Origin of the sequence: Nostoc sp. (assembly GCF_036917315.1) — a bacterium.
Classification (GTDB): domain Bacteria; phylum Cyanobacteriota; class Cyanobacteriia; order Cyanobacteriales; family Nostocaceae; genus Nostoc.
Genome location: NZ_JBALDR010000029.1, coordinates 35,621 through 58,005 on the forward strand (window position 1 = coordinate 35,621; position 22,385 = coordinate 58,005).

Below are 22,385 nucleotides of genomic sequence, written 5' to 3' on the forward strand. Positions count from 1 at the left end.
TTGGTAGTAACAAACACTTTGAATCAACTACTTTCTACTTTAAAACATAAGTAGAGCGACTTCAAAGAAGTAGACTATAGCAGGCCTAAATCAATTGTGAAAACTTCTTTTTCTTTTCTTGGCGCTCTTGGCGTCTTGGCGGTTCGTTAATTTTCACAACTTAAATAAAATTGCTATATGTGAAGATAAGTAAATACAGATTGCGATCGCCAGAAAAAACAAGATGCATACATTTCCAATTTTGACATACAGCGATCGCTAAAAGATTAAATAAGTTTCACAGCCAATGCCAGAAAGTCGTCTTTCCATACTCTTGTAGAGAGACGCGGTATAATCTCGCGTCTCTACCCTTACTCCCTACTCATGAAATAAATCCAAGTCTGTGACAGCACCAACACTACTAGAGGAAACTAACTTAGCATATTTTGCTAAAATGCCTTTTGTATAACGAGGTGGACGGGGTTGCCATTTGGCGCGGCGACTGGCTAATTCTGCATCGGAAATATTGATTTGTAACAAGCGAGAATTAGCATCGATAGTGATGCTATCACCTTCTTCGACTAGAGCGATCGCACCACCAACGGCGGCTTCGGGAGCAACGTGTCCGACTACCATCCCGTAAGTACCACCTGAAAAGCGTCCATCAGTAATTAACCCGACTACATCACCTAAACCCGCACCAATAAGTGCTGAGGTGGGTGCTAACATTTCCCGCATCCCTGGGCCGCCTTTTGGCCCTTCGTAGCGGACGATAATTACATCACCGGCTTTAATCTTACGTGCAAGGATGGCATCTAAGCATTCTTCCTCGGAATCAAATACCCGTGCAGGGCCAGTAATGCCGGGATTTTTTACCCCAGTAATTTTTGCTACTGCTCCCTCTGTAGCGAGATTCCCTTTCAAGATGGCTAAGTGACCTTGAGCATACATCGGGTTATTCCAAGGACGAATCACATCTTGATTCGTGGGTGGTTCATTGGGAACATCTGCTAAAATTTCGGCGATGGTTTTACCTGCGATGGTGATACAGTCACCGTGAAGTAATCCATGTATCAATAGCATTTTCATCACTTGGGGAATACCACCAGCTTGATGTAAGTCTGTGGCGACATATCTACCACTGGGTTTTAAATCACATAAAACAGGGACACGATCGCGGATAATTTCAAAATCATCTAGATTAAGTTCTACACCTGCCGCATGAGCGATCGCCAGAAAATGTAACACGGCGTTAGTTGAACCACCCACAGCCATAATTACAGAAATAGCATTTTCTATAGATTTGCGCGTGATAATGTGCCGGGGTAACAGTTGATTACGAATTGCTTCTACTAATGCCTTGGCTGATTCTTTGGTGCTATCGGCTTTTTCGTCATCTTCCGCTGCCATTGTAGAAGAATAAGGTAAACTCATACCCATCGCTTCAAAAGCCGAGGACATAGTATTGGCTGTGAACATCCCACCGCAAGAACCAGCCCCAGGACAAGCGTGGCGTTCTACTTCCATCAGTTCGGTGTCGTCAATTTTACCAGCACTGTATTCACCCACAGCCTCAAAAGAACTCACAACAGTCAAGTCGCGGCCGTTGTAGTGTCCGGGTTTAATTGTCCCACCGTAAACAAAGATAGCTGGGATATTCATCCGTGCCATTGCAATCATTGCCCCTGGCATATTTTTATCACAACCACCGATGGCAATTACACCATCCATAGTTTGACCATTACAGACGGTTTCAATGGAGTCAGCAATCACTTCTCGTGACACTAGGGAATATTTCATTCCCTCAGTTCCCATAGAAATCCCATCACTAATAGTAATGGTGCCGAACATTTGCGGCATTGCCCCGGCTAGTTTAATTCCAGCTTCAGCTATGAGTGCTAGTTGATTAATTCCCATGTTACAGGGAGTGATGGTGCTGTAGGCATTAGCCACACCGACAATTGCTTTCTTAAAGTCTTCGTCTTGAAAACCTACTGCACGCAGCATAGCGCGATTTGGCGATCGCTGTACCCCTTGTGTAACAACTTTACTTCTGAAATTTTCTGACGTTGTTTTTTCACTCATTGCTCTGGCCTCAATCAAATCTCTGTACGAGTATGATATGTAGGCTTTTTTGAGATGTCCAATATATATTTATTTAAAATTGAGACTTATAAAGTATCAAAAAAAATAGGACTACGAAACCTGAGCTACTTTATCGTAAATTAAAGGGTTTAAGAACCTGCAATCTACATGTAGCACCCATTTCAGTCGGGGTTTAAATCCCCGTCTGAAATAGACCTCTTGCATAAGTCCAATAGACCCCCCTTTATCCCCCAAATATCGGGAGAAACTTGAAATCTTGCCCCCTCCCCAATACATACGGGGAGGGTTGGGGAGGGGTGATTCAAGGATTTTTGCAAGAGGTCTAATGTCTAAAATGTTTGAATTTTGTTAGCGAGTCCGCGTACTCTTTCAGAGAAGCAAGCTACGCTTTTAGCGTCTCGTAGAGAGCGTCATTTTGAATTTTGAATTGTTAATGCTGTAGCTGAGGAATTACATTTCAGCAAGACTTACACAAATGTATAATTTTATTCAGCCATAAATCGAATGGCTCTCTGCGTTGATATTACTCACCCACAGAAATTATCAACCCTCAACTCGCGCCACACATCAGACGGTTGCCAGCCAGAGTTGCCAATGGAACGCAAAGGGCGATAGTGTTCACAGATGTAGTCTGATTCCGATGCTTCGATGTACACAGGTAGATTTGGTTCAACCACCGATTCAGGAATATCTTGACTCTCAGGCATCTCAATCGGTTCAGTCGATGGTGGAGTTACTTCTGTTATCTTGCGAATTGGGTTAGAAGTTTTTTTGATGAGTCTTTGCATATTCATAGTCATTATTTGGCTTTCCACAAGGTAAGATATCCCAGAATACAGTAAGTTATCAGAAAATCCGAAATATTTTGTTAGTTTTTTCGGGTACGGATTGCTTTTCGCTTTTCAAAGATGGGAGGGTAGCACGATTACACTAATAGGCGTTGCATAAATGCAGGATGAACTAGCTAACTAACAGTATATTTTAATACTGTAGCTAGGTAAGTAAGAATCGAATTTAATATTTAAGCATATCTACTGGTTTGGAATAGCACAAAGTTTTTCGATAGCGAAGCGGTAGCGACGTTAGGAGCGTCTGTAGGCGTGCAAGATAATCACGTAAATGTGTATTTTCACCTTCTACTCTGGTCATATATGTTTTACTGACGATATGATCTTCTGGGTTAATAAAACTGGGGTCAACTTTCCATCCGTCACATAAAAATAGCACTGCCAAGAGCAAATAATGTCCCATAAAGCTTTAAAGGTTTCAGCACTATGGTCTCCTAAGACCCAAGCTAAAATTCCAAAATTTTTCCCTCATAAAGAGGGATTTAACAACAAGATTAACTGACTATTTTATCAAGAAAATCATGAATAACACTAAATCATCTAACCAATTTAAACGCAGATTTTTCGGGAAATTTGCTGTTAAAGCGCTGTTATTTACAATAACACTATTATTTACAATAGTTTTATTAAATCATAGCACTACTGGAGTAAGTGTTGTACCTCAAGCCCTGCGTCCTGATATCAAGGTTCGCAATATTATTAATACACTCTCTGTCTCTCCTTCTGTGCGGATTGTAAAAGATCCACGAAACAATACTCTCTATTACCTCAAACGAAATGGTGAGATTTATCAAGTCAATTTAGCCTCCTCTACTAAAACACTTGTTTACAACTCTAGTAATCATAGTTTAAGTGAAACTCAAGGTATGGCCATTGGCCCTAACGGCACAATTTATTTAGTTGGCAATGCAGACCTTGTGAATAATCAAACTCAAGCAATTATTGTTAAAGGTGTAATTAATTCGAGTACAAGACAGCGTATCTGGTCTATCTTAGCTAAGAGTGCAGCCTATCCCAAAAGCAAAACAGCTTATGACCATCGGTTCAACGGCGTAATTGTTAGCCTGGACGGTAACTTTATCTATGTGAATAGCGGTTCTCGTACCGATCATGGTGAGGTTCAGTCTGTTGATGGTCTATATCCCAATACTCGCGAAGTCGGATTAACCGCCTGTATACTCCGTCTTCCTAGTAATGGTAACAATCTCTTTCTGGCAAACAATCGAGCAACTTTAAAGACAGCTGGCTATATTTTTGCAGAAGGAACACGTAATACTTTCGATATGGCTTTTGCACCCAATGGGGATTTATTTGGCACAGAAAATGGGCCAGATCGCGATATGTCAGAAGAATTAAATTGGCTACGTTTAGGTGGTAATTACGGCTTTCCTTGGCGTATTGGTGGGACAGACAATCCACAACAATTTCCCAATTATAATCCTGCCACTGACCGATTGTTAAGCCCTCAATTTAACGCTATCCAAAAGGGCTACTATCGTAACGATCCAACCTTTCCTATTCGGCCTACTGGAAATTTGATTGAACCAATTCCTAATCTTGGGCCGGACGCAGATAATTACCGCGATCCTGTAGATGGAAAAATCAAAGATGCCAGTGTTATTGGGCAAATTTTTAGCACTTTTACAACACACCGTTCTCCTTTAGGATTAGTTTTTGATATGAAAGGAGTAATGAGTCCAGAATTCAACAGAGATGGATTTATGTTGAGTTGGACACCAGGCGATCCCACTGGCGAAACACTAATAGGCCCTTTTAAAGATGCCAGCCAAGACCTACTGCATTTAAAGTTAACTAAAGTAGGAAATACCAACTATAAACTTAACGCTACACGCCTTGTCAAAGGTTTTAGTAATCCCATTGATGCTGAGATTATTAGCAATAAGATTTATGTTCTAGAATATGGCGGAAATCAAGGAATTTGGGAAGTCTCTATGCCTACCAAGTAAAGTAAATTGGGTATTTCTGCATTACTTAATCGAAATTAGGCACCCAAACGATCCTGATTGAAATAAGCTCGTACTCCTGACGCTTTCTTGCACCCCTCGTTCTGGCATAAGAAACGTTTTTTCACAACTTTATATAAATCTCTGCGTCTCATTGACTCGTCAGGTAATTTCACCAACCGTCATGATGAAAAATGTCGTGGGCTTTAGTAGTATTGGCATTCCTAGAGAATTGCATTACGCAAAAAAAGCGATAATGCTATAGTAGTATAGGGAATTCAGCAAAATTTCCCTAAATTTACAGCATTTGAATGTACAATAGATACTCAAATGTCTGAATAAATAGTTGGAGAGGTGTCCGAGCGGTTCATGGTGACGCACTCGAAATGCGTTTTGGGGAAACCCAACGGGGGTTCGAATCCCCCCCTCTCCGTTCAAAAGATTAGTGAAAATTTATTATCATGTGGCTGAAATTTGCCTACCTTTAGTAAGGCTCTTGAGCAACTTGTCTGTTTATTTGCAAGTTAGATAGGATTATCGCTTAATCTTTACGTAGTCAAATCTTTGCCAAAAACACTAAAATATACACCGCTAACACAGATTTTACAGATTTTCGGGATAAACTAATGCCATCGTGTGAGGAGTGAACGATGGTAGATCGCAGCTTGGGGCGAGTATTCTCATTTAGTCTAATCGGCATTTCTTTATATCTGAGTATTAGTATAGGAGTCATTCTCCGGCTTGGTCAATCACAGCGATTAAACGCTGCTACTATGCCGACTAAGACTATGCAGTTTCCATTAGCTATTCCTGAACTTACCCCATCAAAAACACAACAACAAACCTTTCCAGATACTATTACTATCAAAGCCGTTGGAGATATTATTCCCGGCACTAATTTTCCTAACTATAGATTACCGCGTTTTCGAGATCGATTATTACCAAAGTTAGTGAGAACTCACTTGCAAGGATCTGATATCTTGTTTGGTAATTTTGAAAGTAGTCTAACTAATTATCCCTATACTGCTAAAGATATTAGTCGAGGACAAGTCTTTGCTTTTCGCTCTCCACCTGCATACGCCCAGCTTTTTGCTGAAGCTGGTTTTAATGTGTTCAATATGGCAAATAACCATGCTATGGACTTTGGCCCAGTAGGGTTCAAAGATACAATGAAAAATCTTCAGGCTGTGGGGATTGCAACATTAGGTCATAAAAATCAAATTCTTTATTTGGAAGCTAACAATATCCCTGTGGCAATGATCGGATTTTCTCCTTATGAAATGTATAATTCCATCCATAATTTAGGAGCAGCTAAAGCACTCGTAGCAGAAGCCAAAAATAAAGCCAATATTGTAGTAGTATCGATGCACGCTGGAGCGGAAGGAACGGGGGCACTACACGTTAAGAATCAAACAGAGTTTTTTTATGGAGAAAATCGAGGTAATGCGATCGCATTTGCTCGAAACATGATTGATGCCGGAGCAGACTTAGTACTAGGACACGGTCCTCACGTTCCCAGAGCGATGGAAATTTATCGGGGAAAAATCATTGCCTATTCTTTAGGAAACTTTTTGGGATATCGGACTTTATCTACAAATGCCCAAACAGGTGACTCAATGATTTTAGAAGTAAAACTCAACTCAGCAGGAGATTTGGTATCAAGTAAAATTATTCCCGTTCGGATGGATCGGCAGGGAATTCCTCATATCGATCGGAGTTTTCAAACTGTAAAACTTATGCGTTATTTGAATAATCAAGCTTTTCCCAAGAATCCGGTGAAGATTAATAAGAAGGGGGAAGTTGTTGTACAGAACAGGCTTAATCCTTCCTAAAATAATTCGTAATTCGTAATTCGTAATTCGTAATTAGTTAATAGGAATCAGCGTGGTGCTGGACTCACCACGCTGCTTTACCAAAATCCAAAATTGACTAATTATTGTCATCTTGTGGCTTTTCCTCGAACTTCTGAATATTCTGGGGTTGGCTATTAGTCGGTGAATTTGGCTTTTCTAGTGTTGGTACTACCACAGCAGAAGGATCTGATTGTTTGGATTCTGTTGGTGGTGCTGGTGGTATGAGTAGAGGTTTTGATGGACTTACGGGTTGAGGGGAGGCAGGATTTTGACTAGAAGCGGGTAAGTTCTTTTGTGGAAATGGCAATGGTGCAGGGGCGGGGGAAGCATTTCGAGATGAGCGGATTGCCCTTAATTTCTCCACTAACGAGGGTGTGGGAGAAACGCTAGGTGAAGGTGTGGATTGTTCGGAATCACTGCGTTGCGATTCTCTTGTAGGGCTGCTGGTAGATTCTTCTTGGGAAGAACGACGATTGCGGCGACGCTGCTTGGAATTAGAGCCAGGTGCTGTTTCGGTTCTTGAGGTAGTGTTAGTCTGTTCACCTCTGGGTGAAGATGTACTATCAAAATTAGGTGCTTTCGCGCCTGATTCTTGAGTTGGCTTTTCAACAAGTGGCTTGGCGGTCGGCTGCTGCTGAGATTTGGGTAATATGCTTGTGATCCCAAAACCTGCTGTAGCAGCAACTAAGGCTACACCTATACCAATAAGTACCTGAGATGATCCCAGCTTTTTAGCCAGTACAGTTTCCTTAGCCATGCCTAGGTTGGGTTGCGCCAGCACAGATGGTCTATGAATAGAATTTTGGGCTGTTTTCCCAATTACAGTTGCTGCTTGCTGCGCAGATAAATTGACAGTTGGCACTGCGTAAGTAGGTAAAACTTGCGGTGCTCCATTCACCCCATTTCCAGGTAGTAATTGCAGCCAGTCAGCAACTGTCGCTGGCCGAAAACGAGACTCTACCGCCATACCGCGCATTACCGCTTGGTTGACAGCAGCACTCAAATGTGGTTGCAGTTCGCGGGGGGAAGGCATTTGTTCGCGATCGCGCAATAATGCTGGCATGGGAACTTGGGCTGTCAACAGTGCATACAAGGTTGCCGCTAAACCATAAACATCCGTGGCGGGTGTGCGCGCCGCTTGCGTCATATACTGCTCAATCGGAGAATAACCCTCAGAAACCAAACCTGTGTGAGTCTGTCTGACACCACCATTAAATTCCCTAGCAATGCCAAAATCAATTAGTATTACTTCCTGTGTTCCTTGACGAAGAATAATATTATCTGGTTTGACATCGCGGTGTAACAAGCCGTTGTTGTGTACTACCTGCAACGCTGCCCCAATTTGCCGGATGTAATGAATTGCTGTGGCTTCAGGCAAAGTTATCCCTGGTAATACAAATGCGTCTCCCAAGGTTTCACCAGGAATGTATTCCATCACCATGTAAGGCAGTCCAGCTTCCACAAAAAAGTCACTAACTCGGACAATGTTTGGGTGAATACACGTAGCTAATCGTCTGGCTTCATCTTGGAATTGGCGCTCGAATTTGGCAAAATCAGGATGTTGTCGCAGCCGTTCATTGATGGTTTTCATCACCACCTCCTGACCTAAGTAGTGATGCCTAGCTTTAAAGGTAATGCCAAAGCCACCCCGCCCTATTTCTTGAATTAGGGTATATTTTCCATCCTGCAAAATTGTGCCTGCTAACATAAAGAGTCCTGAGTCCTGAGTGAGCAGATAAGTAGCGAGTCCTGAGTTTTGAGGGATTTCCCAAAAATTTTCCCATATATTTATCGGGCAGGATTCTTGCCTGTCTATTTTACGGGATGATTTAGTTGTTGGAATTCCTGAAGTGAGAAAGACCTCCCCATGAGCACAACAGTTTTATCTTTCTCAGATGATAACGCGGGAGTGCGGCAAGCCTAAAGCGGAAGATCGGCGAAAGCGATTTTTGGGATTTTATAAAAGTCATTTTCAGAAAAGTTATTAAAATCGAAATTCATCAATTGAATATCTGGCATAATCTCAACAAAACTTGAGAAACCACGTTTAGAGGCAAAAAATCTAGGTTTTTAGGATGAACGACCATAAAAATTGATTTTTGATGCATCTGCTAGAGGCGAGTTGGGGAACCCAGAAAAATTACATACTTTTATTGCTTTACAAAAGCGACAAATTGCTAGATGATAGCAACGAAAGGGAAAATAATTAGTAAAAATCTAGTTTTTTACTTTCAGTAGTTGTGTGAAACCCCTGTAATTACAAGGCTAAAGTCGGTTTGAGTTTTCCTCATTACCTTAGCTGCAAGTAACAAAATGGTAACGCTACATACCTCACACTTCTCAGAAAATTCCGCAGTTTCCATCTCCGATATCCATAGTCTAGTCTTCATCGATATGGCGGTTGAAGACTATAGCGGTTTAGTCAATGGCGTACTTCCCAATAGCCAAGTGTTCGTGCTTGACTCGACACAGAACGGTGTTGAACAAATTACGAAAATTCTGACGAGTTGGGCAGACACGCAGCCGCTTGTCGTTAGACATCGCTCAAATTTAACTAACATTCATATTGTGTGCCACGGTGTCCCAGGTTGCTTACAATTGGGCAATACTTATTTAAGAATTGATACCCTCGACGAATACAGTCAGCAACTCCAACAATGGCAGAAGATATTTTTCACCTCTGGCAAAGCCAATAACCCTAGTAACTTACTCATCTATGGTTGCAATGTAGCTTTGGGTGATGCGGGGGAAGAATTTGTCGAAAAACTGCACCAACTCACAGGGGCAAATATTGCTGCTTCGCGTCAGCGAATTGGCAATGCAGCATTAGGCGGTAACTGGGAGTTAGAAGTTCGCACTGCTGATATGGAAGTAAATCTGGCGTTTGCAGAAACGACGCGAGAAGCTTACGCAGGAGTACTAGCAACGTTTACGGTGAATAATACCCAAGACGTAGATGATGGCGATGCGAATAACGGCATTACCACGCTGCGGGAGGCAATTAAGTTAGCGAATGCTTCTACTGAGGATGATGCGATCGCTTTTGAAGGCGTGTTCGCCGATGCTACTCCAGATACTATCACCCTCACCTCTGGGCCGCTAGCGATTAACGACGATCTCACCATTTTAGGAACTGGGGCATCTAAGCTCATCGTGAGTGGAAATAATGCCTCTAGGGTATTCGAGATATCAGGGATAGGAACAGATGTCAATATTGATGCTTTGACTGTTGCTAATGGTAATAATACTACTAATGGTGGCGGGATTTTGGTCACTACAAATACCATTCTCAACCTCACTAACAGCACTGTATCAGGCAATACGGGAGGCGGCATCAATAACTCTGGCATCCTCAGCCTTACCAATAGCAGTGTCTCTGGCAACACAGGAAACGGCATCAGTATTAGCGATAGCAGCTTTGGCTTCCTCAACCTTACCAATAGCAGTGTCTCTGGCAACACAGGAAACGGCATCTCTAACGCAGGCGGTAGAGTTAGTCTAACTAATAGCACTGTCTCTAGCAATACGCGAAGCGGCATCTTCAATGGCGCTGGTACTATCAAATACTCCTATTTTTCTTTAAAGTCTGGTTTCCTCAGCCTTACCAATAGCAGTGTCTCTGGCAATACAGAAAACGGCATCTCTAACGCAGGCAGCTTTCTTAGACTTACCAATAGCAGTATCTCTGGTAATACGGGAAGCGGCATCTCTAACGTGAAGATATCTGAGATATATTCTTATGCTTCAAGTTCAGCGATCTTAATTAACAGTACTGTATCTGGTAACAGGGCGACTTCTGACGGTGGCGGTATTTTTAACAACGACACCCTTAGCCTTATCAACACCACGATTACCAATAACACAGCTGACTCAAACGGCGATGGGACTGGCGATGGTGGCGGCGTTTTCAACGATGGTGGGACTATTACTGTTGGGAACACTATCATTGCAGGCAACTTCGACAACTCTACTTCTGGCAACATCAACCCCGACGTGGCTAGAAGTTTCAACGACTCTGGCAATAACCTGATTGGTAATAACACTGGTAGCACCGGATTGACCACCAGCACCCTCGTTGGCACCAGTGCCAGCCCCATTGACCCCAAACTCGGCCCTCTACAAAATAACGGCGGTGCAACCTTTACTCATACTTTGCTTGCAGGTAGCCCCGCCATTAACGCAGGCAATAATTCCCTACTTCCTGCTGGTGTCATCACAGACCAACGGGACGGTGGATTTAACCGAATATCTGGCGATAGAGTGGATATTGGTGCTTATGAAGTCCAGTCCACTAGTCTACCACCTGTGAATACTGACACAGTAGTGACTAATACCAACGATTCTGGGGCAGGATCGTTGCGACAAGCTATTCTCAATGCCAATGCTACTGCTGGAGCGGATACAATTACTTTTGCGGGCGCGTTCACCGATGCCACCCCAGATATCATCACTCTCACATCTGGGAATTTGACGATTACTGATGATGTAACCATCTTAGGGACTGGGGCATTAAACCTCACCATCAGCGGGAATAATGCCTCTGGCGTGTTCGAGATATCAGGTACAGGAACAGATACAAGTATTAATGGCTTAAAGATTGCTCAAGCTAGCAATACCATTGGCAGTATTGTGCTTAATAGCAATGCCACCCTTAGTTTGACTAACAGCACTGTCTCTGACAATAGCGGGTCGGTAGGCGGCATTTTTAACAAAGGCAGCCTTAACCTGACTAACACCACTGTCGCTGATAATCAGGGATTATCCTTTGGCGGTGGTATATTTAACACAGGCAACCTGAGCCTAACTAACAGTACTGTCTCAGACAATACGGCAGATACCTACGGTGGCGGCATCTTCAACACAGGCAACCTCAGCATAACTAACAGCACAATCTCTGGGAATTATCTGCCCAGCGTATTCGATTATGCTCGGGGAGGGCCTGGCAACTTTTTAGTAGATAGCTACGGCGGCGGTGTTTTTAACACAGGCAACCTCAGTATAACTAACAGTACAGTCTCTAACAGTAGAGCGACCTACGGCGGCGGCATCTTTAATAAAGGCACCTTCACCCTTAACAACAGTACTGTCTCTAGCAATAGTGCGTACAAAGATGGCAACGGCATCTCTAACGAAGGCACTCTCACCCTCACAAACAGCACTATTACCAAGAATTACATCCAATCATATAAGAATTTTGGTGGTGATGGTTTTTATGATGTTTTTGCTGGGGAAGGTAGAAGTGTTTTCAATGACTCTGATGGCACTGTGATTGTTGGCAACACTATCATTGCAGGCAATACTGGCTTACAAGGCGACGTTTTCGGCAGCTTCACCGACCTTGGCAATAACCTGATTGGCGATCCCACTGGTAGTACTGGCTTTACTATCAGTACACTCCTCGGCACTAGCACCAACCCGATCGATCCCAAACTCAGTCCGCTGCAAAATAACGGTGGTGCAACCTTTACTAATGCCTTAATTGGAGATAGTCCTGCCATTAATGCAGGCAATAATGCTCTAATTCCAGCAGATATTACCACCGATCAACGTGGCGCTGGATTTGACAGAATATCTCAGGGTACAGTTGATATTGGCGCCTTAGAGTTCAACGGGCTAAATGGAACCAATGGCGTTGATAATCTAGTAGGCAACAATTTTAATGAAATAATTGACGCTAAAGCCGGGAATGACACCATCACAGGTAATCAAGGCAACGACATTCTAACTGGTGGCGGTGGCAAAGATAAATTTGTTTACAATTTAGGTGACGGTGTTGATATCATCACCGATTTTGGTGGCGTAGGTAAAGGCTCAAATCCCTCGGTGGCGATCGCTAGCGAATTGGATACCCTCAAATTCCAAGGTGCTGGATTGACAGCCCGAAATTTGTTACTCACCCAGAATGGTAGCAATCTGGAAATCACTTTTGAAGGGGTGGCTGATGATAAAGTTATCCTGCAAAATTTTCCGCTAGAAAAGCTAGACAACCTATCAACGCTGGGCAATATCCTGTTTGATGGGCAAAGCAGCATTCGTGACAGCTTTGATGTCTTCGATGCCAACTCCACCCAAAGCAGCATCTTCAACAAAAACACAGTCACCTTTCTCAATGACCTAAACAACAATGTCAATGGTTTTGACAACTCAGCAGATGTCATTAATGGTCAGGGGGGTGATGACAGCATCGATGGCAAGAGTGGTAACGACCTATTACGCGGTGGTACAGGTAACGATACCCTGCTTGGTGGTGCTGGTAATGATACCCTTATTGCTGATGCAGGTAAGGATAGCATCATCGGTGGTGCTGGTGATGACATCTTCTTTGTTGAAAGAAAAAATCCTTTTGAAGATAACGATATCTTGACTGGCGGTAGCGGTCATGACCAGTTCGTCTACAAAACCTTGACTTATTATGGTGAAGCTATCACTGACTTTAATCAGAGCGAGGATAAGTTAGTCCTCACTGACCTATTTAAGAGTCTAGGCTACAGTGGCAGCAATCCCATCTTAGATGGCTACCTAAAATTTGTGCAATCGGATACTTCTACACTAGTTCAAGTGTCTGATAATGATTTGCCTTACACCTTAGCAAATTTGAGTAATTTCACGGCTACAAATCTGGTAGTCGGTACTAATGTCATTGTCTAGCACTCAGTTATAGGCTGTAGTGAAAAAGAGATGTAGCACTGCTATGTTTCTACAAGAGTTCTGGATAACGCATAATTAATTTCCAATACGTTTGGGTTAACCATTTCTTTGTTCTCTCCGCGTCCTTCTCTACGAGACGTTGCGCGATCGCGGTTTGTTAAAAAATTCACTTTAACAAAAAGTTTTAGGCTTAACTCAAGCGTATTGAATTAATTTCACTAGATGTCTATTGCTTAATTTTGGATTTTAGAGACATCTAAAATCCAAAATCCAAAATCTAGAACTCTTTACAGTTGCCGCACTAATGGCTGACCATCTTTGACTTCACCAATCAAAACTAAATCGACACAGTTCACGAAGATACCATTTTCCAGAACGCCGGGAATGTTATTCAATGTCTTTTCTAGTCCGGCTGGATCTTCAATGGAGTCAAATCTGACATCTAAGACAAAGTTCCCTTGGTCAGTGATTACTGGCCCAGCTTTTTTTACACCCATGCGGAGTTCTGGTTTGCCACCGAGTTTCTTGATGGCATTGGTTACAGGAGTAATTGCCATTGGAATCACTTCCACGGGTACAGCGAAACTAGAACCCAAGCGGTCTACTAACTTGCCACTGTCTACCACGACGATGAACTGTTCTGCTAGGTAGTCTACGACTTTTTCGCGGGTATGTGCTGCACCACCGCCTTTAATCAAATTCTTCTGCGGATCGACTTCATCTGCGCCATCAATGGCAATATCGATGCGGTCAATTGCATCCAAGGTGGCGAGAGGGACACCGTACTGCTTCGCCAGTACTTCTGACTGAAACGAGGTAGGTATACCGATGATATCTTTGAGTTCGCCCGACTTGAGGCGATCGCCCAAAAACTGAATCGTATATGCTGTAGTTGACCCCGTACCCAACCCGACAATGGAACCTGATTTGACTAGGGCGGCGGCGGCTTTGCCAACTTCTTGCTTCATTAACTTGACGGGATCTGTTGTTGTCATTCCCAAAACTCCTGAAAAACTGACTATAGTCCATAGTAGTGGGCGGATAACGCCAAAACATCAAAGGTAAAAAACAAGTTTTTGCTGATTTCCGCTCCCTTGATGATGAAAACTAGCTCGCGTATTACATAGCTATGCAACATCGCCTAGCCCAAATTCGTCATTAATTAACTGAGATTAAGTTTTACGTTAACCTCAGTAACGTAGTTTTTTTTTATTCACGTTAGCAGCTACAAGTGGTTATCATGATACGTCAGCTTTCAATTACTCTCTCTTTAATGGCACTCTTACAAAGCTTGCCAGCAATTGCTCAAGTACCAGAATCTACTTCTGAAATACCCGCTGATTCCATTCAACAGGTAACTGCTGTCAAATGGATGACAAACTTTCCCGATGGCAAATTTTATCCAGAAAGGTTACTGAGTCGGGCAGAATTAGCCTCGATTATGGTAAAAGCATTTCGCCTAGATAAAAGAGAAGCTGTTACCAAAGAAAATTTAACTATTCCAGATGTTCCTCGTTCTTATTGGGCATTTAATGATATACAGACAGTCCTAAAAACTGACATCATGAAAGGCTATCGAGGCAATGAATTCTTCCCCAATCAAAAGGTGACAAGGGCAGAAGCTCTGGCTATTTTCGCCCAGGCTTATGGTGTATTTCAGTTTCCCGATGCCGCTGTAAATGAGATTCTGGCTTCACATCCAGATGAAAAGTCTATCCCAACTTGGGCTAGAAAAGCGATCGCTACAGTAGCTACTGAGGGATTTTTGAATACAGATGCTCAAGGCAATATTTCCCCATTAAAACCCGTAACTCGTGGGGATATGGCTTATGTATTGAGTAAATATTTGCAACGACAACAGCAACAACCCGAAACACCAGAAGTTCCGGTGATTCCAAATAGCCCACAATCACCTTAGCTAGACTTTTTCTAGCCGACATACTTAAAATCAGTTTTGACCCGGATTTTTATACTTGTCTCGAAGTTGGCGAAGAAGATATACGGAATTAGACTGTGTTGGTTGCTGCACCACATTATTCCCATAATTAGATTGTGGTGGTTGTGTCGGTTGTTGCAAGCCATAATTCCCATAATTAGATTGTGGTGGTTGCGTCGGTTGCTGCAAGCCATAATTCCCATAGGTAGATTGTGGTGATTGCATCGGCTGCTGCAAGCCATAATTCCCATACCCTACAGGGTTTGTGGGTGTGACAACACTTTGACTCGGACTTTGGCTAGAGTAAGGTACAGTATTAGTTGGTGCTACATTAGGCACTACTTGACCGTTGTTTAAATTATTGTAGGTATTGTAGGGATTTTGCGGTAAGTTCGTACCCGTAGTTAACCCATTATTAGGCACTACTTGACCGTTATTTAAATTACTGTAGGGATTTTGTGGTAAGTTCGTACCCGTTGATGTGTTACCTGTCTCAGTAGTTAACCCAGTGTTTGGTAGAGAATTCTGACTGGTTAAGCTATTGATGGGTGGCATTAGGGTTGTTCCTGGAGCGGAAACTTGCCCTAAAGCATTTGTCTGAGTTGCAGTGGTACCATTGAAGCTAGACAATTTTTGGTTTGTCGATTGATTAAGCGCTGCTTGCAGAGGGTTGATAGAGAGAGAATTTTGATTCTTATTGGTTTGATTAGTAAATCCAACACCCAGGCTAGAAGATGTTTGGTCTTCCCCTGTTGGTTCAGAGGCCGTATTTAAGGTTTTAAGACCTAGAAACGGGTTACTACTATCAACTGTTCCAGTACGCAATAAATTGTCTGTTTGTTGGACAAAGGGATTTTTCAAGGCTGGGGAGGTGTCGCCGTTAACACCTAAACCAGGATTTAATTTGGTATTATTAGCAGACTTTTGTTTGTTAATTACATCATCTAATGAGCCTTTGGTCTTTTTTACCTCAGTCTTTTCTTCAGGCGCATTTGCGTTTAATGAGAGAGTTGCTTGGTCAAAGTCATTAAATAAAACTGGCAGGTTATCAATATCTGCTGCAATAGCTTTGTTTTCTTCTGACAGGGAGGAATCAGCAGACTTTTGTAAAACGACTGGTTTTTTTTGCTTATAAACGAAAATATCTGGGTTTGACCAGTATTCCCAGGTTGCTAGCCCAACTACAGATAAAAAAATCGCAGTTCCCCAAAAACCAGGCCGCCCTAGATTCCATAACCTGGCTTTGAGATAGCGTAAGTAGGCGGGAGGATAATGACGATGTGGCATGGGATTTGCTAAATGAGATTTACTATAAATTGGTAGAATTCGACGGAAGAGGCATTGCTGTTTGATGCTTTTATTGCCTGGGAAGGAAATATCTTAACTAAAGTTCGATTGTGATTTCATCGTAACTTCTCAAGAAATTATTAGTTATAAGTAAGTCAAAAATTTACTAATCACTATTTTAAACTAAACGGTTTAGTCTTAAAAATAATTTTGAGTATCTTAGCTGCGATCGCTCCAACTTCCATTTTCGCTATCTTAATTTTCTACAGGACTAGCCGACAGATTAGCAGAGGTGGCATCTCTGCGGTGAAAATGGTTGACCGCTATTGACTAAAGCGATCCCCAAGTCTATTTTTTATACCGGATAAAACTTGATTTATGAATTATAACTGTACAGACGGGCTATGACGCTCCTAACTTCTTCTTTAAATTATGATATACAAACCCCCTCAACCAAAGCTGTTGAGATGGATTGCATTGTTCCTAATTGGAACATTTCTGCAATTTTTGTTTTACATCCCGACACCAGTCTTATCCCAAAATTCTAATAGCTGTAGCAATATTACAACCCCGCTTACATCTGAAGAACAAACTTATGCTCGTGCGTCTTGGCAGTATTTTGTCAAAAATTATCAGCCAGCAACGGGATTTACCAATTCTACTGGGGGTTATCCTTCAGGTACACTCTGGGATATGGGTAACTACCTGATGGCATTGAATGCTGCACGATGGTTGAATCTTACCGATCAAGCAGACTTTGATTCCCGCCTCAATAAGTTTTTGACGACTCTTAGCAGTCTGAAGTTATTTGAAGATGCCTTACCAAATAAAGTCTATAACGCAGCTACTGCACAGATGGTTGATTATGGTAACAATCCGCTGGAGCGTGGTCTTGGCTGGTCTGCTTTGGATGTTGGGCGAATATTGGCTGCGTTTGATGTCATCCGTACCTGCCATCCTCAATATAATGACTGGCTCAAAGGAATTATAGCGAAGTGGCAGGTGGCGCGATCGCTCAAAGATGAACAACTTTATGGTGCTACTGTTCTCCCAGACAACAAAACGTTACTGGTGCAAGAAGGACGACTCGGCTACGAAGAATACGCCGCTAGGGGTTATCAACTTTGGGGTTTTTCTGCATCCAAGGCCATTGCTTTAGAACCGTTAAAATTGGTCGAAGTTAATGGTGTGCAAATCCCTGTTGATACGCGTGACTTTCAAACCACCAACGCTAATAATTATGTTGTGAGTGAGTCTTATATCCTTGATGGGATTGAATTTGGCTTGCAGGGTGAGTTAGCTGATTTTGCTGCTAGGGTTCTAGACGTACAAAAACGGCGTTTTGATACTACAGGTCAGTTAACTGCGGTGACAGAAGATAATATCGATCAAGCACCTTATTTTCTCTACAACACCGTTTACGCCAACGGTACAAATTGGGCAACTATTACCGATACCAATCAACCTTATCCACAGTTTCGCAGCCTCAGTACAAAAGCTGCTTTTGGCTGGCGCTATCTGTTTCCAGATAATGCTTATGCCCAAAAAGTTTTTGATGCAGTCAAGGATCTTCGCAGTCCTGATGATAGCGGTTACTATGCTGGGATCTATGAAGAATCAAAACAACCCAACAAAGCTTTGACAGGTAATACGAATGGGTTAATTTTAGAGATTTTATACTACAAAGCTAGGGGAAATCACCCGTTAATTGCTTCCACTTCTGCGAGTGTGCCTACTAGCAAGCCTAGTGAAAATGCTTCTTCAGCAACCCCTGCAAATCAATCGAATTCTACTGTTACGACTCCGATCGCAATCCCTGTAAATCAACCGAATTCTACTGTTACAACTCCGATCGCAACTTCTAAACCTACAGAAGTAGCTGTTGCACCAATTCCACCAGTGGATAGTCCCCAGCCATCATCTAAACTGAAACTAGATCGATCGCTAACGCCTGTTGAACGGCGCTATGCAGAGGCGGCTTGGCGATACTTTCAAGCGAATTATCACCCCAAGAGCGGGCTGATAGACGATCGCAGTGATTTTAAAGGTGCAACCCTCTGGGGATTGGGAGATTATCTTGCAGCACTCCACGCAGCGCGATCGCTCGATACAATTACCCCCAAAGAATTTGACCAGCGTACCCGCCATCTCTTAGGAGCCTTGACAAAATTACCGTTATTTGCAGGTGAATTGCCAAGTCGGAGTTATGATACGCGATCGCTCCAATCGGTCGATTATGGTGGCAATCCAGTTCCCGAAGGCAACGGCTGGTCAGCTTTAGATTTAGGTAGAATGCTGGCAGCGCTTTACAACTTAAAAAGCTGTCATCCAGAATACACCACAGCCGTAGATAAAATTGTCCTGGATTGGTCATACTTGCGTGTGGTGCGCGAAGGCATTCTTTCTAGTGCCACCGTTACCAAAGAGGAAGATGGGCGATATCTCACCCGCGTTAACCCAGAAATCCGCTTGGGTTATGAGGAATATGCCGCTCGTGCTTTTCAATTATGGGGGTTTAATCTCGATCGTTCTGCTGTTGGGGGTGAATATCAAACTACCTCAGTGGAAGGATTGAAAGTCCCAATTCAACGCCATCGCACAGATACTAATTCCAAAGTTAACCAATACACAGTTAGCAATCCTTTTGTACTCTATGCATTGGAGTTTGGACTAGATCCAAAAATGCGATCGCTCTTTGAGCCAATTTTCCAAGCACAAGCTGAACGTTACCGTCGCACCGGCACCCTCACAGCCTCAGCCACCACCTTAATCGATCGTAAACCTTACACTGTCCACAGTACAATTACTGGACAAGGGGAGTCTTGGGTAGCTTTAGGAGATGACGGTCAACCAGTACCAAAAGGGCGATTGGTAAGTACAGCAGTCGCTTTTGCCTATCATGCCCTGCTTCCAGACAATAAGTATAGTCAACAGTTACAGGAAGGAACGACTGACTTATATAATCCATTAGTTGGATTTTATGAGGGCTTCTATGAAACCACCGGCAAAACAGCAGTTGGTTTCACCAGCAGTACCAACAGTATGATTTTGCAATCCTTGCTATACAATCTGACAAATCGACAACCCTTAATTCGTCCGGCCACTATGAACTCCCTTTGGTGGCAGACAGTTAGCAAGGGAAATTCTGGGCGAGGTCTACCAAATACTGCCACACAACAAACCAAGTTAACTTCTGATAGTTCTGGAAGTTACTGGGTTTCAGATAGTGAAAAGACTCACCTAGTAACTGGCACAAAATAACATAACCAAAATCCTGATTTTCAGGTAGGGGCAATTCATAAAACATTGGTGTCAACTTAACGCTAAACCCGCTTGCTGACAACGTTTTGCCCTCACCCCCAGCCTCTCTCTCTCATCCGTGAGAGGGGAGCTAGACATTCAATTCCCCTTCTCGCAAGGGAGAAGGGGTTAGGGGATGAGGGCGTGAGGGATTTGCAAAACGCCTGTCCGATATAGTTTTCGGCTGAAGTTGACACCAATGTTCATAAAATTGCCCCTACAGTGTGTAGTTTTGCATAAGTCCTAGTAATACCAAAATCCTTGTAGAGACGTAGCAGTGCTACATCTCTACATCCAGATTCATAACTCAATTCAGCAACGCCAATTTTAGGTTTGTCGACAAAAAGTTGTTAGTCACAAATTTAACTAGGGAATACTTATTTTGATGGGGATGCAGATACATTAACTATCGGTACTAAGATGACTTCAGTTTCTCTGACAAACTTTTCTGGGAACAGCCGCTCATTACTCAAAAAAAGAACGCTGTTATTTCGTTATCTCGCAGAAATCAATTTAATTTTTGGTATCTGGTATTTGCAATGGCGCATCACCCATTCGATCAATTTTGATGCCCTCTGGATATCTATTCCTTTGCTGATGGCTGAGATTTACAGCTATTTCGGTGGCGTAATGTTTGTAATTGGGTTGTGGCGACCTTTGGTTAGACAAATTAAGTCTCTCGACCAGATGACCCCACCCATACCCAGAGCCGATTGGCCAACAGTAGATGTGTTTGTAACCTGCTACAATGAGCCGCCGGAAATTGTCGAAAAAACTGCCAAAGCGGCTCTGGCAATGGATTATCCACCAATCAAGTTACGCGTTTATGTGCTGGATGATGGTAACTCGGCTGAGATGCGAGCGATGACAGAAAGATTGTGTATTGAAGATTTGCAGTCAGCACAATTACAGCTAGAAGCGGAACGGATTGATGCAGAACATTTTGGTTTGTTGGAGCGCTTGAAGCAACTGGAAAATCTGACGCCTAATACTCAAGCTGCCGAACAATGGCTGCAAACATCAGAATCAGTAGTGAACCAGCCTGCGGGTGGATTTGTGCAAAGTTTGCGATCGCTGATTCTTTGGCTATCTGCGACTCATCAAAGTATTAACGATTCTCCTGTCAAAACGCTACGCGATCGCCTAATTACCGAACGGAAAACTTTAGAAGAAGCTATTTACAAAAAAGAACTAGAACTAGTTGAACTCACTCGTTTTCGCTACATTGCTCGTCCTAAGACGCCTGGTGTAGCACATCATGCGAAAGCAGGCAACATCAATTACGCAATTTTTTCTGGAGAAACTTCAGGAAATTTTATTGTTACTCTAGATGCCGACCACATTCCCAAGCGAAATTTTCTCAAGCGAGTTCTGCCTTATTTCTACGCCTATAATCTTTCAACCGGAAAATACGACCAGAATCAAATTGCTTTTGTACAGACCCGCCAGGATTTTTACAATATTCCTCCAGGCGATCCTTTTGGACATCGAGCAAATTTATTTTATGGGCCACTTCAACAAGGTAAAGATGGCATGAATGCCGCGTTCTATACGGGTACAAATGCGATCCTCAGACGTGAGGCATTAGTTAGTGTCGGACTGCAAAATTTTGCTGATGAATTTGCCAAAGATGAAAAACGTTTAGATGAATTTGATTTAGTTGGTGGTGTATCCAGTAATAGCATTACGGAAGATATGAATACAGCCATGCGTCTGCATAGTGCTGGCTGGAAATCTATTTACCACAATGAACTTTTGGCAGAAGGTTTAGCCCCAGACGATCTGAGTTCTACTCTTAAACAGCGGCTACGCTGGGCACAAGGAACTATCCAAGTGCTAGTGAGGGAAAATCCCCTAACCAAATCAGGGTTAACCTTTTGGCAAAGGTTGCAATATTTTAAGACGATGTATAGTTATTTCTCTGGTTTTGCAACTCTGGTTTTTATTTCTTGTCCAATTATCTATTTTTTTACGGATATTGTTCCAGTTAAAACCTACGGATCTGACTTTGCCATACACTTTTTCCCAGCTTTTATTATTAACCGTCTGACTTTCCTGACAGCCACCTGGGGTATTCCAGCTAGAGAAGTATGGCGTTCCGAACAATATGCGATCGCTTTATTCCCCTTATTAATCCAAGCTGTATGGAGTGTATTCACAGGACAAAAACTCAATTTCCAAGTCACACCTAAGCAGCGCCAATCCGGGATTTATCTCCGGCTTGTTTGGCCGCAGTTGGTTGTTTTTATCCTTACCATTTTGGGGATGTTATGGAGCCTTTACCAATTCGCTATTGGCCATTTAAATAATCTTGATGTTCACCTGCTCAATGGTGCATGGGCTATCTATAATTTATTACTTTTGTGGGCGATCATCCGCGCATCTGTTTGGCAGCCTCCAAAAGAGGTTTAAAAGGTAAGTAAGAGGAGTGAGCAGAAGGAAGAATGACTACTGACGTTATAAA

The 22,385-nt window shown here is 42.7% G+C and carries 12 protein-coding genes, 1 tRNA gene and 1 pseudogene; 7 read left to right on the top strand and 7 right to left on the bottom strand.

The features are described 5' to 3' along the window. Window positions 1-357: 357 nt before the first annotated feature. The 3 genes and pseudogenes from ilvD to V7K84_RS12800 all read right to left on the bottom strand — a co-directional run. Window positions 358-2,064: a dihydroxy-acid dehydratase gene (gene ilvD, locus V7K84_RS12790; protein WP_334838517.1), complete on the bottom strand. Its 1,707-nt coding sequence runs from the start codon at window positions 2,062-2,064 to the stop codon at window positions 358-360. A gap of 548 nt (window positions 2,065-2,612) precedes the next feature. Beyond that, on the bottom strand, window positions 2,613-2,885 hold the full coding sequence (locus tag V7K84_RS12795; protein WP_334838519.1) for a hypothetical protein: 273 nt from the start codon (window positions 2,883-2,885) through the stop codon (window positions 2,613-2,615). Window positions 2,886-3,099: 214 nt separating this feature from the next. Then, a pseudogene (locus V7K84_RS12800) lies at window positions 3,100-3,389 on the bottom strand (IS1 family transposase); the annotation flags it as partial. Between the two features lie 65 nt (window positions 3,390-3,454). Here V7K84_RS12800 and V7K84_RS12805 point away from each other — a divergent pair. The 3 genes from V7K84_RS12805 (at window position 3,455) to V7K84_RS12815 (ending at window position 6,729) form a co-directional block, all read left to right on the top strand. Beyond that, window positions 3,455-4,900 carry a PQQ-dependent sugar dehydrogenase gene (locus V7K84_RS12805; protein ID WP_334838521.1) on the top strand — a complete coding sequence of 482 codons (1,446 nt, stop codon included), beginning with the start codon at window positions 3,455-3,457 and terminating at the stop codon, window positions 4,898-4,900. Window positions 4,901-5,245: 345 nt separating this feature from the next. After that, a tRNA-Ser gene (locus tag V7K84_RS12810) sits at window positions 5,246-5,330 on the top strand. A gap of 217 nt (window positions 5,331-5,547) precedes the next feature. After that, on the top strand, window positions 5,548-6,729 hold the full coding sequence (locus V7K84_RS12815) for a CapA family protein (protein WP_334838523.1): 1,182 nt from the start codon (window positions 5,548-5,550) through the stop codon (window positions 6,727-6,729). 97 nt (window positions 6,730-6,826) lie between these two features. Here V7K84_RS12815 and V7K84_RS12820 read toward each other — a convergent pair whose 3' ends face one another. Next, entirely contained in the window at window positions 6,827-8,458 is a 1,632-nt protein-coding gene (locus V7K84_RS12820) for a serine/threonine protein kinase (RefSeq protein WP_334838525.1), read from the bottom strand. 605 nt (window positions 8,459-9,063) lie between these two features. Here V7K84_RS12820 and V7K84_RS12825 point away from each other — a divergent pair. Continuing rightward, window positions 9,064-13,398 (top strand): DUF4347 domain-containing protein, encoded by a 4,335-nt coding sequence (locus tag V7K84_RS12825; protein ID WP_334838527.1) that lies wholly within the window; start codon window positions 9,064-9,066, stop codon window positions 13,396-13,398. A gap of 41 nt (window positions 13,399-13,439) precedes the next feature. Here V7K84_RS12825 and V7K84_RS12830 read toward each other — a convergent pair whose 3' ends face one another. Further along, entirely contained in the window at window positions 13,440-13,568 is a 129-nt protein-coding gene (locus V7K84_RS12830) for a hypothetical protein (protein WP_334838529.1), read from the bottom strand. A 117-nt stretch (window positions 13,569-13,685) separates the two neighbouring features. Further along, window positions 13,686-14,393, bottom strand: a complete 708-nt coding sequence (rpiA, locus tag V7K84_RS12835; RefSeq protein WP_322712185.1) for a ribose-5-phosphate isomerase RpiA — start codon at window positions 14,391-14,393, stop codon at window positions 13,686-13,688. A gap of 245 nt (window positions 14,394-14,638) precedes the next feature. Between rpiA and V7K84_RS12840 the strand changes: the two genes are divergently transcribed. Then, on the top strand, window positions 14,639-15,316 hold the full coding sequence (locus V7K84_RS12840; protein WP_334838532.1) for an S-layer homology domain-containing protein: 678 nt from the start codon (window positions 14,639-14,641) through the stop codon (window positions 15,314-15,316). Window positions 15,317-15,346: 30 nt separating this feature from the next. On the opposite strand, the gene V7K84_RS12845 is transcribed toward V7K84_RS12840, so the two are convergent. Beyond that, window positions 15,347-16,621, bottom strand: coding sequence for a hypothetical protein (locus V7K84_RS12845; protein ID WP_334838533.1), 1,275 nt, complete (start codon window positions 16,619-16,621; stop codon window positions 15,347-15,349). Window positions 16,622-17,053: 432 nt separating this feature from the next. On the opposite strand from V7K84_RS12845, the gene V7K84_RS12850 reads away from it, so the two are divergent. Together V7K84_RS12850 and V7K84_RS12855 are read left to right on the top strand one after the other, a co-directional pair. Continuing rightward, window positions 17,054-19,882: a DUF3131 domain-containing protein gene (locus V7K84_RS12850; protein WP_334838535.1), complete on the top strand. Its 2,829-nt coding sequence runs from the start codon at window positions 17,054-17,056 to the stop codon at window positions 19,880-19,882. A 459-nt stretch (window positions 19,883-20,341) separates the two neighbouring features. Next, window positions 20,342-22,333 carry a glycosyltransferase gene (locus tag V7K84_RS12855; protein ID WP_334838537.1) on the top strand — a complete coding sequence of 664 codons (1,992 nt, stop codon included), beginning with the start codon at window positions 20,342-20,344 and terminating at the stop codon, window positions 22,331-22,333. Window positions 22,334-22,385 lie beyond the last annotated feature (52 nt).

What these genes read in the sequence shown, in the direction of transcription:
- ilvD (WP_334838517.1), bottom strand. Translation starts at nt 2,064, where the DNA reads ATGAGTGAAAAAACAACGTCAGAAAATTTCAGAAGTAAAGTTGTTACA.
- V7K84_RS12795 (WP_334838519.1), bottom strand. Translation starts at nt 2,885, where the DNA reads ATGACTATGAATATGCAAAGACTCATCAAAAAAACTTCTAACCCAATT.
- V7K84_RS12805 (WP_334838521.1), top strand. Translation starts at nt 3,455, where the DNA reads ATGAATAACACTAAATCATCTAACCAATTTAAACGCAGATTTTTCGGG.
- V7K84_RS12815 (WP_334838523.1), top strand. Translation starts at nt 5,548, where the DNA reads ATGGTAGATCGCAGCTTGGGGCGAGTATTCTCATTTAGTCTAATCGGC.
- V7K84_RS12820 (WP_334838525.1), bottom strand. Translation starts at nt 8,458, where the DNA reads ATGTTAGCAGGCACAATTTTGCAGGATGGAAAATATACCCTAATTCAA.
- V7K84_RS12825 (WP_334838527.1), top strand. Translation starts at nt 9,064, where the DNA reads ATGGTAACGCTACATACCTCACACTTCTCAGAAAATTCCGCAGTTTCC.
- rpiA (WP_322712185.1), bottom strand. Translation starts at nt 14,393, where the DNA reads ATGACAACAACAGATCCCGTCAAGTTAATGAAGCAAGAAGTTGGCAAA.
- V7K84_RS12840 (WP_334838532.1), top strand. Translation starts at nt 14,639, where the DNA reads ATGATACGTCAGCTTTCAATTACTCTCTCTTTAATGGCACTCTTACAA.
- V7K84_RS12845 (WP_334838533.1), bottom strand. Translation starts at nt 16,621, where the DNA reads ATGCCACATCGTCATTATCCTCCCGCCTACTTACGCTATCTCAAAGCC.
- V7K84_RS12850 (WP_334838535.1), top strand. Translation starts at nt 17,054, where the DNA reads ATGATATACAAACCCCCTCAACCAAAGCTGTTGAGATGGATTGCATTG.
- V7K84_RS12855 (WP_334838537.1), top strand. Translation starts at nt 20,342, where the DNA reads ATGACTTCAGTTTCTCTGACAAACTTTTCTGGGAACAGCCGCTCATTA.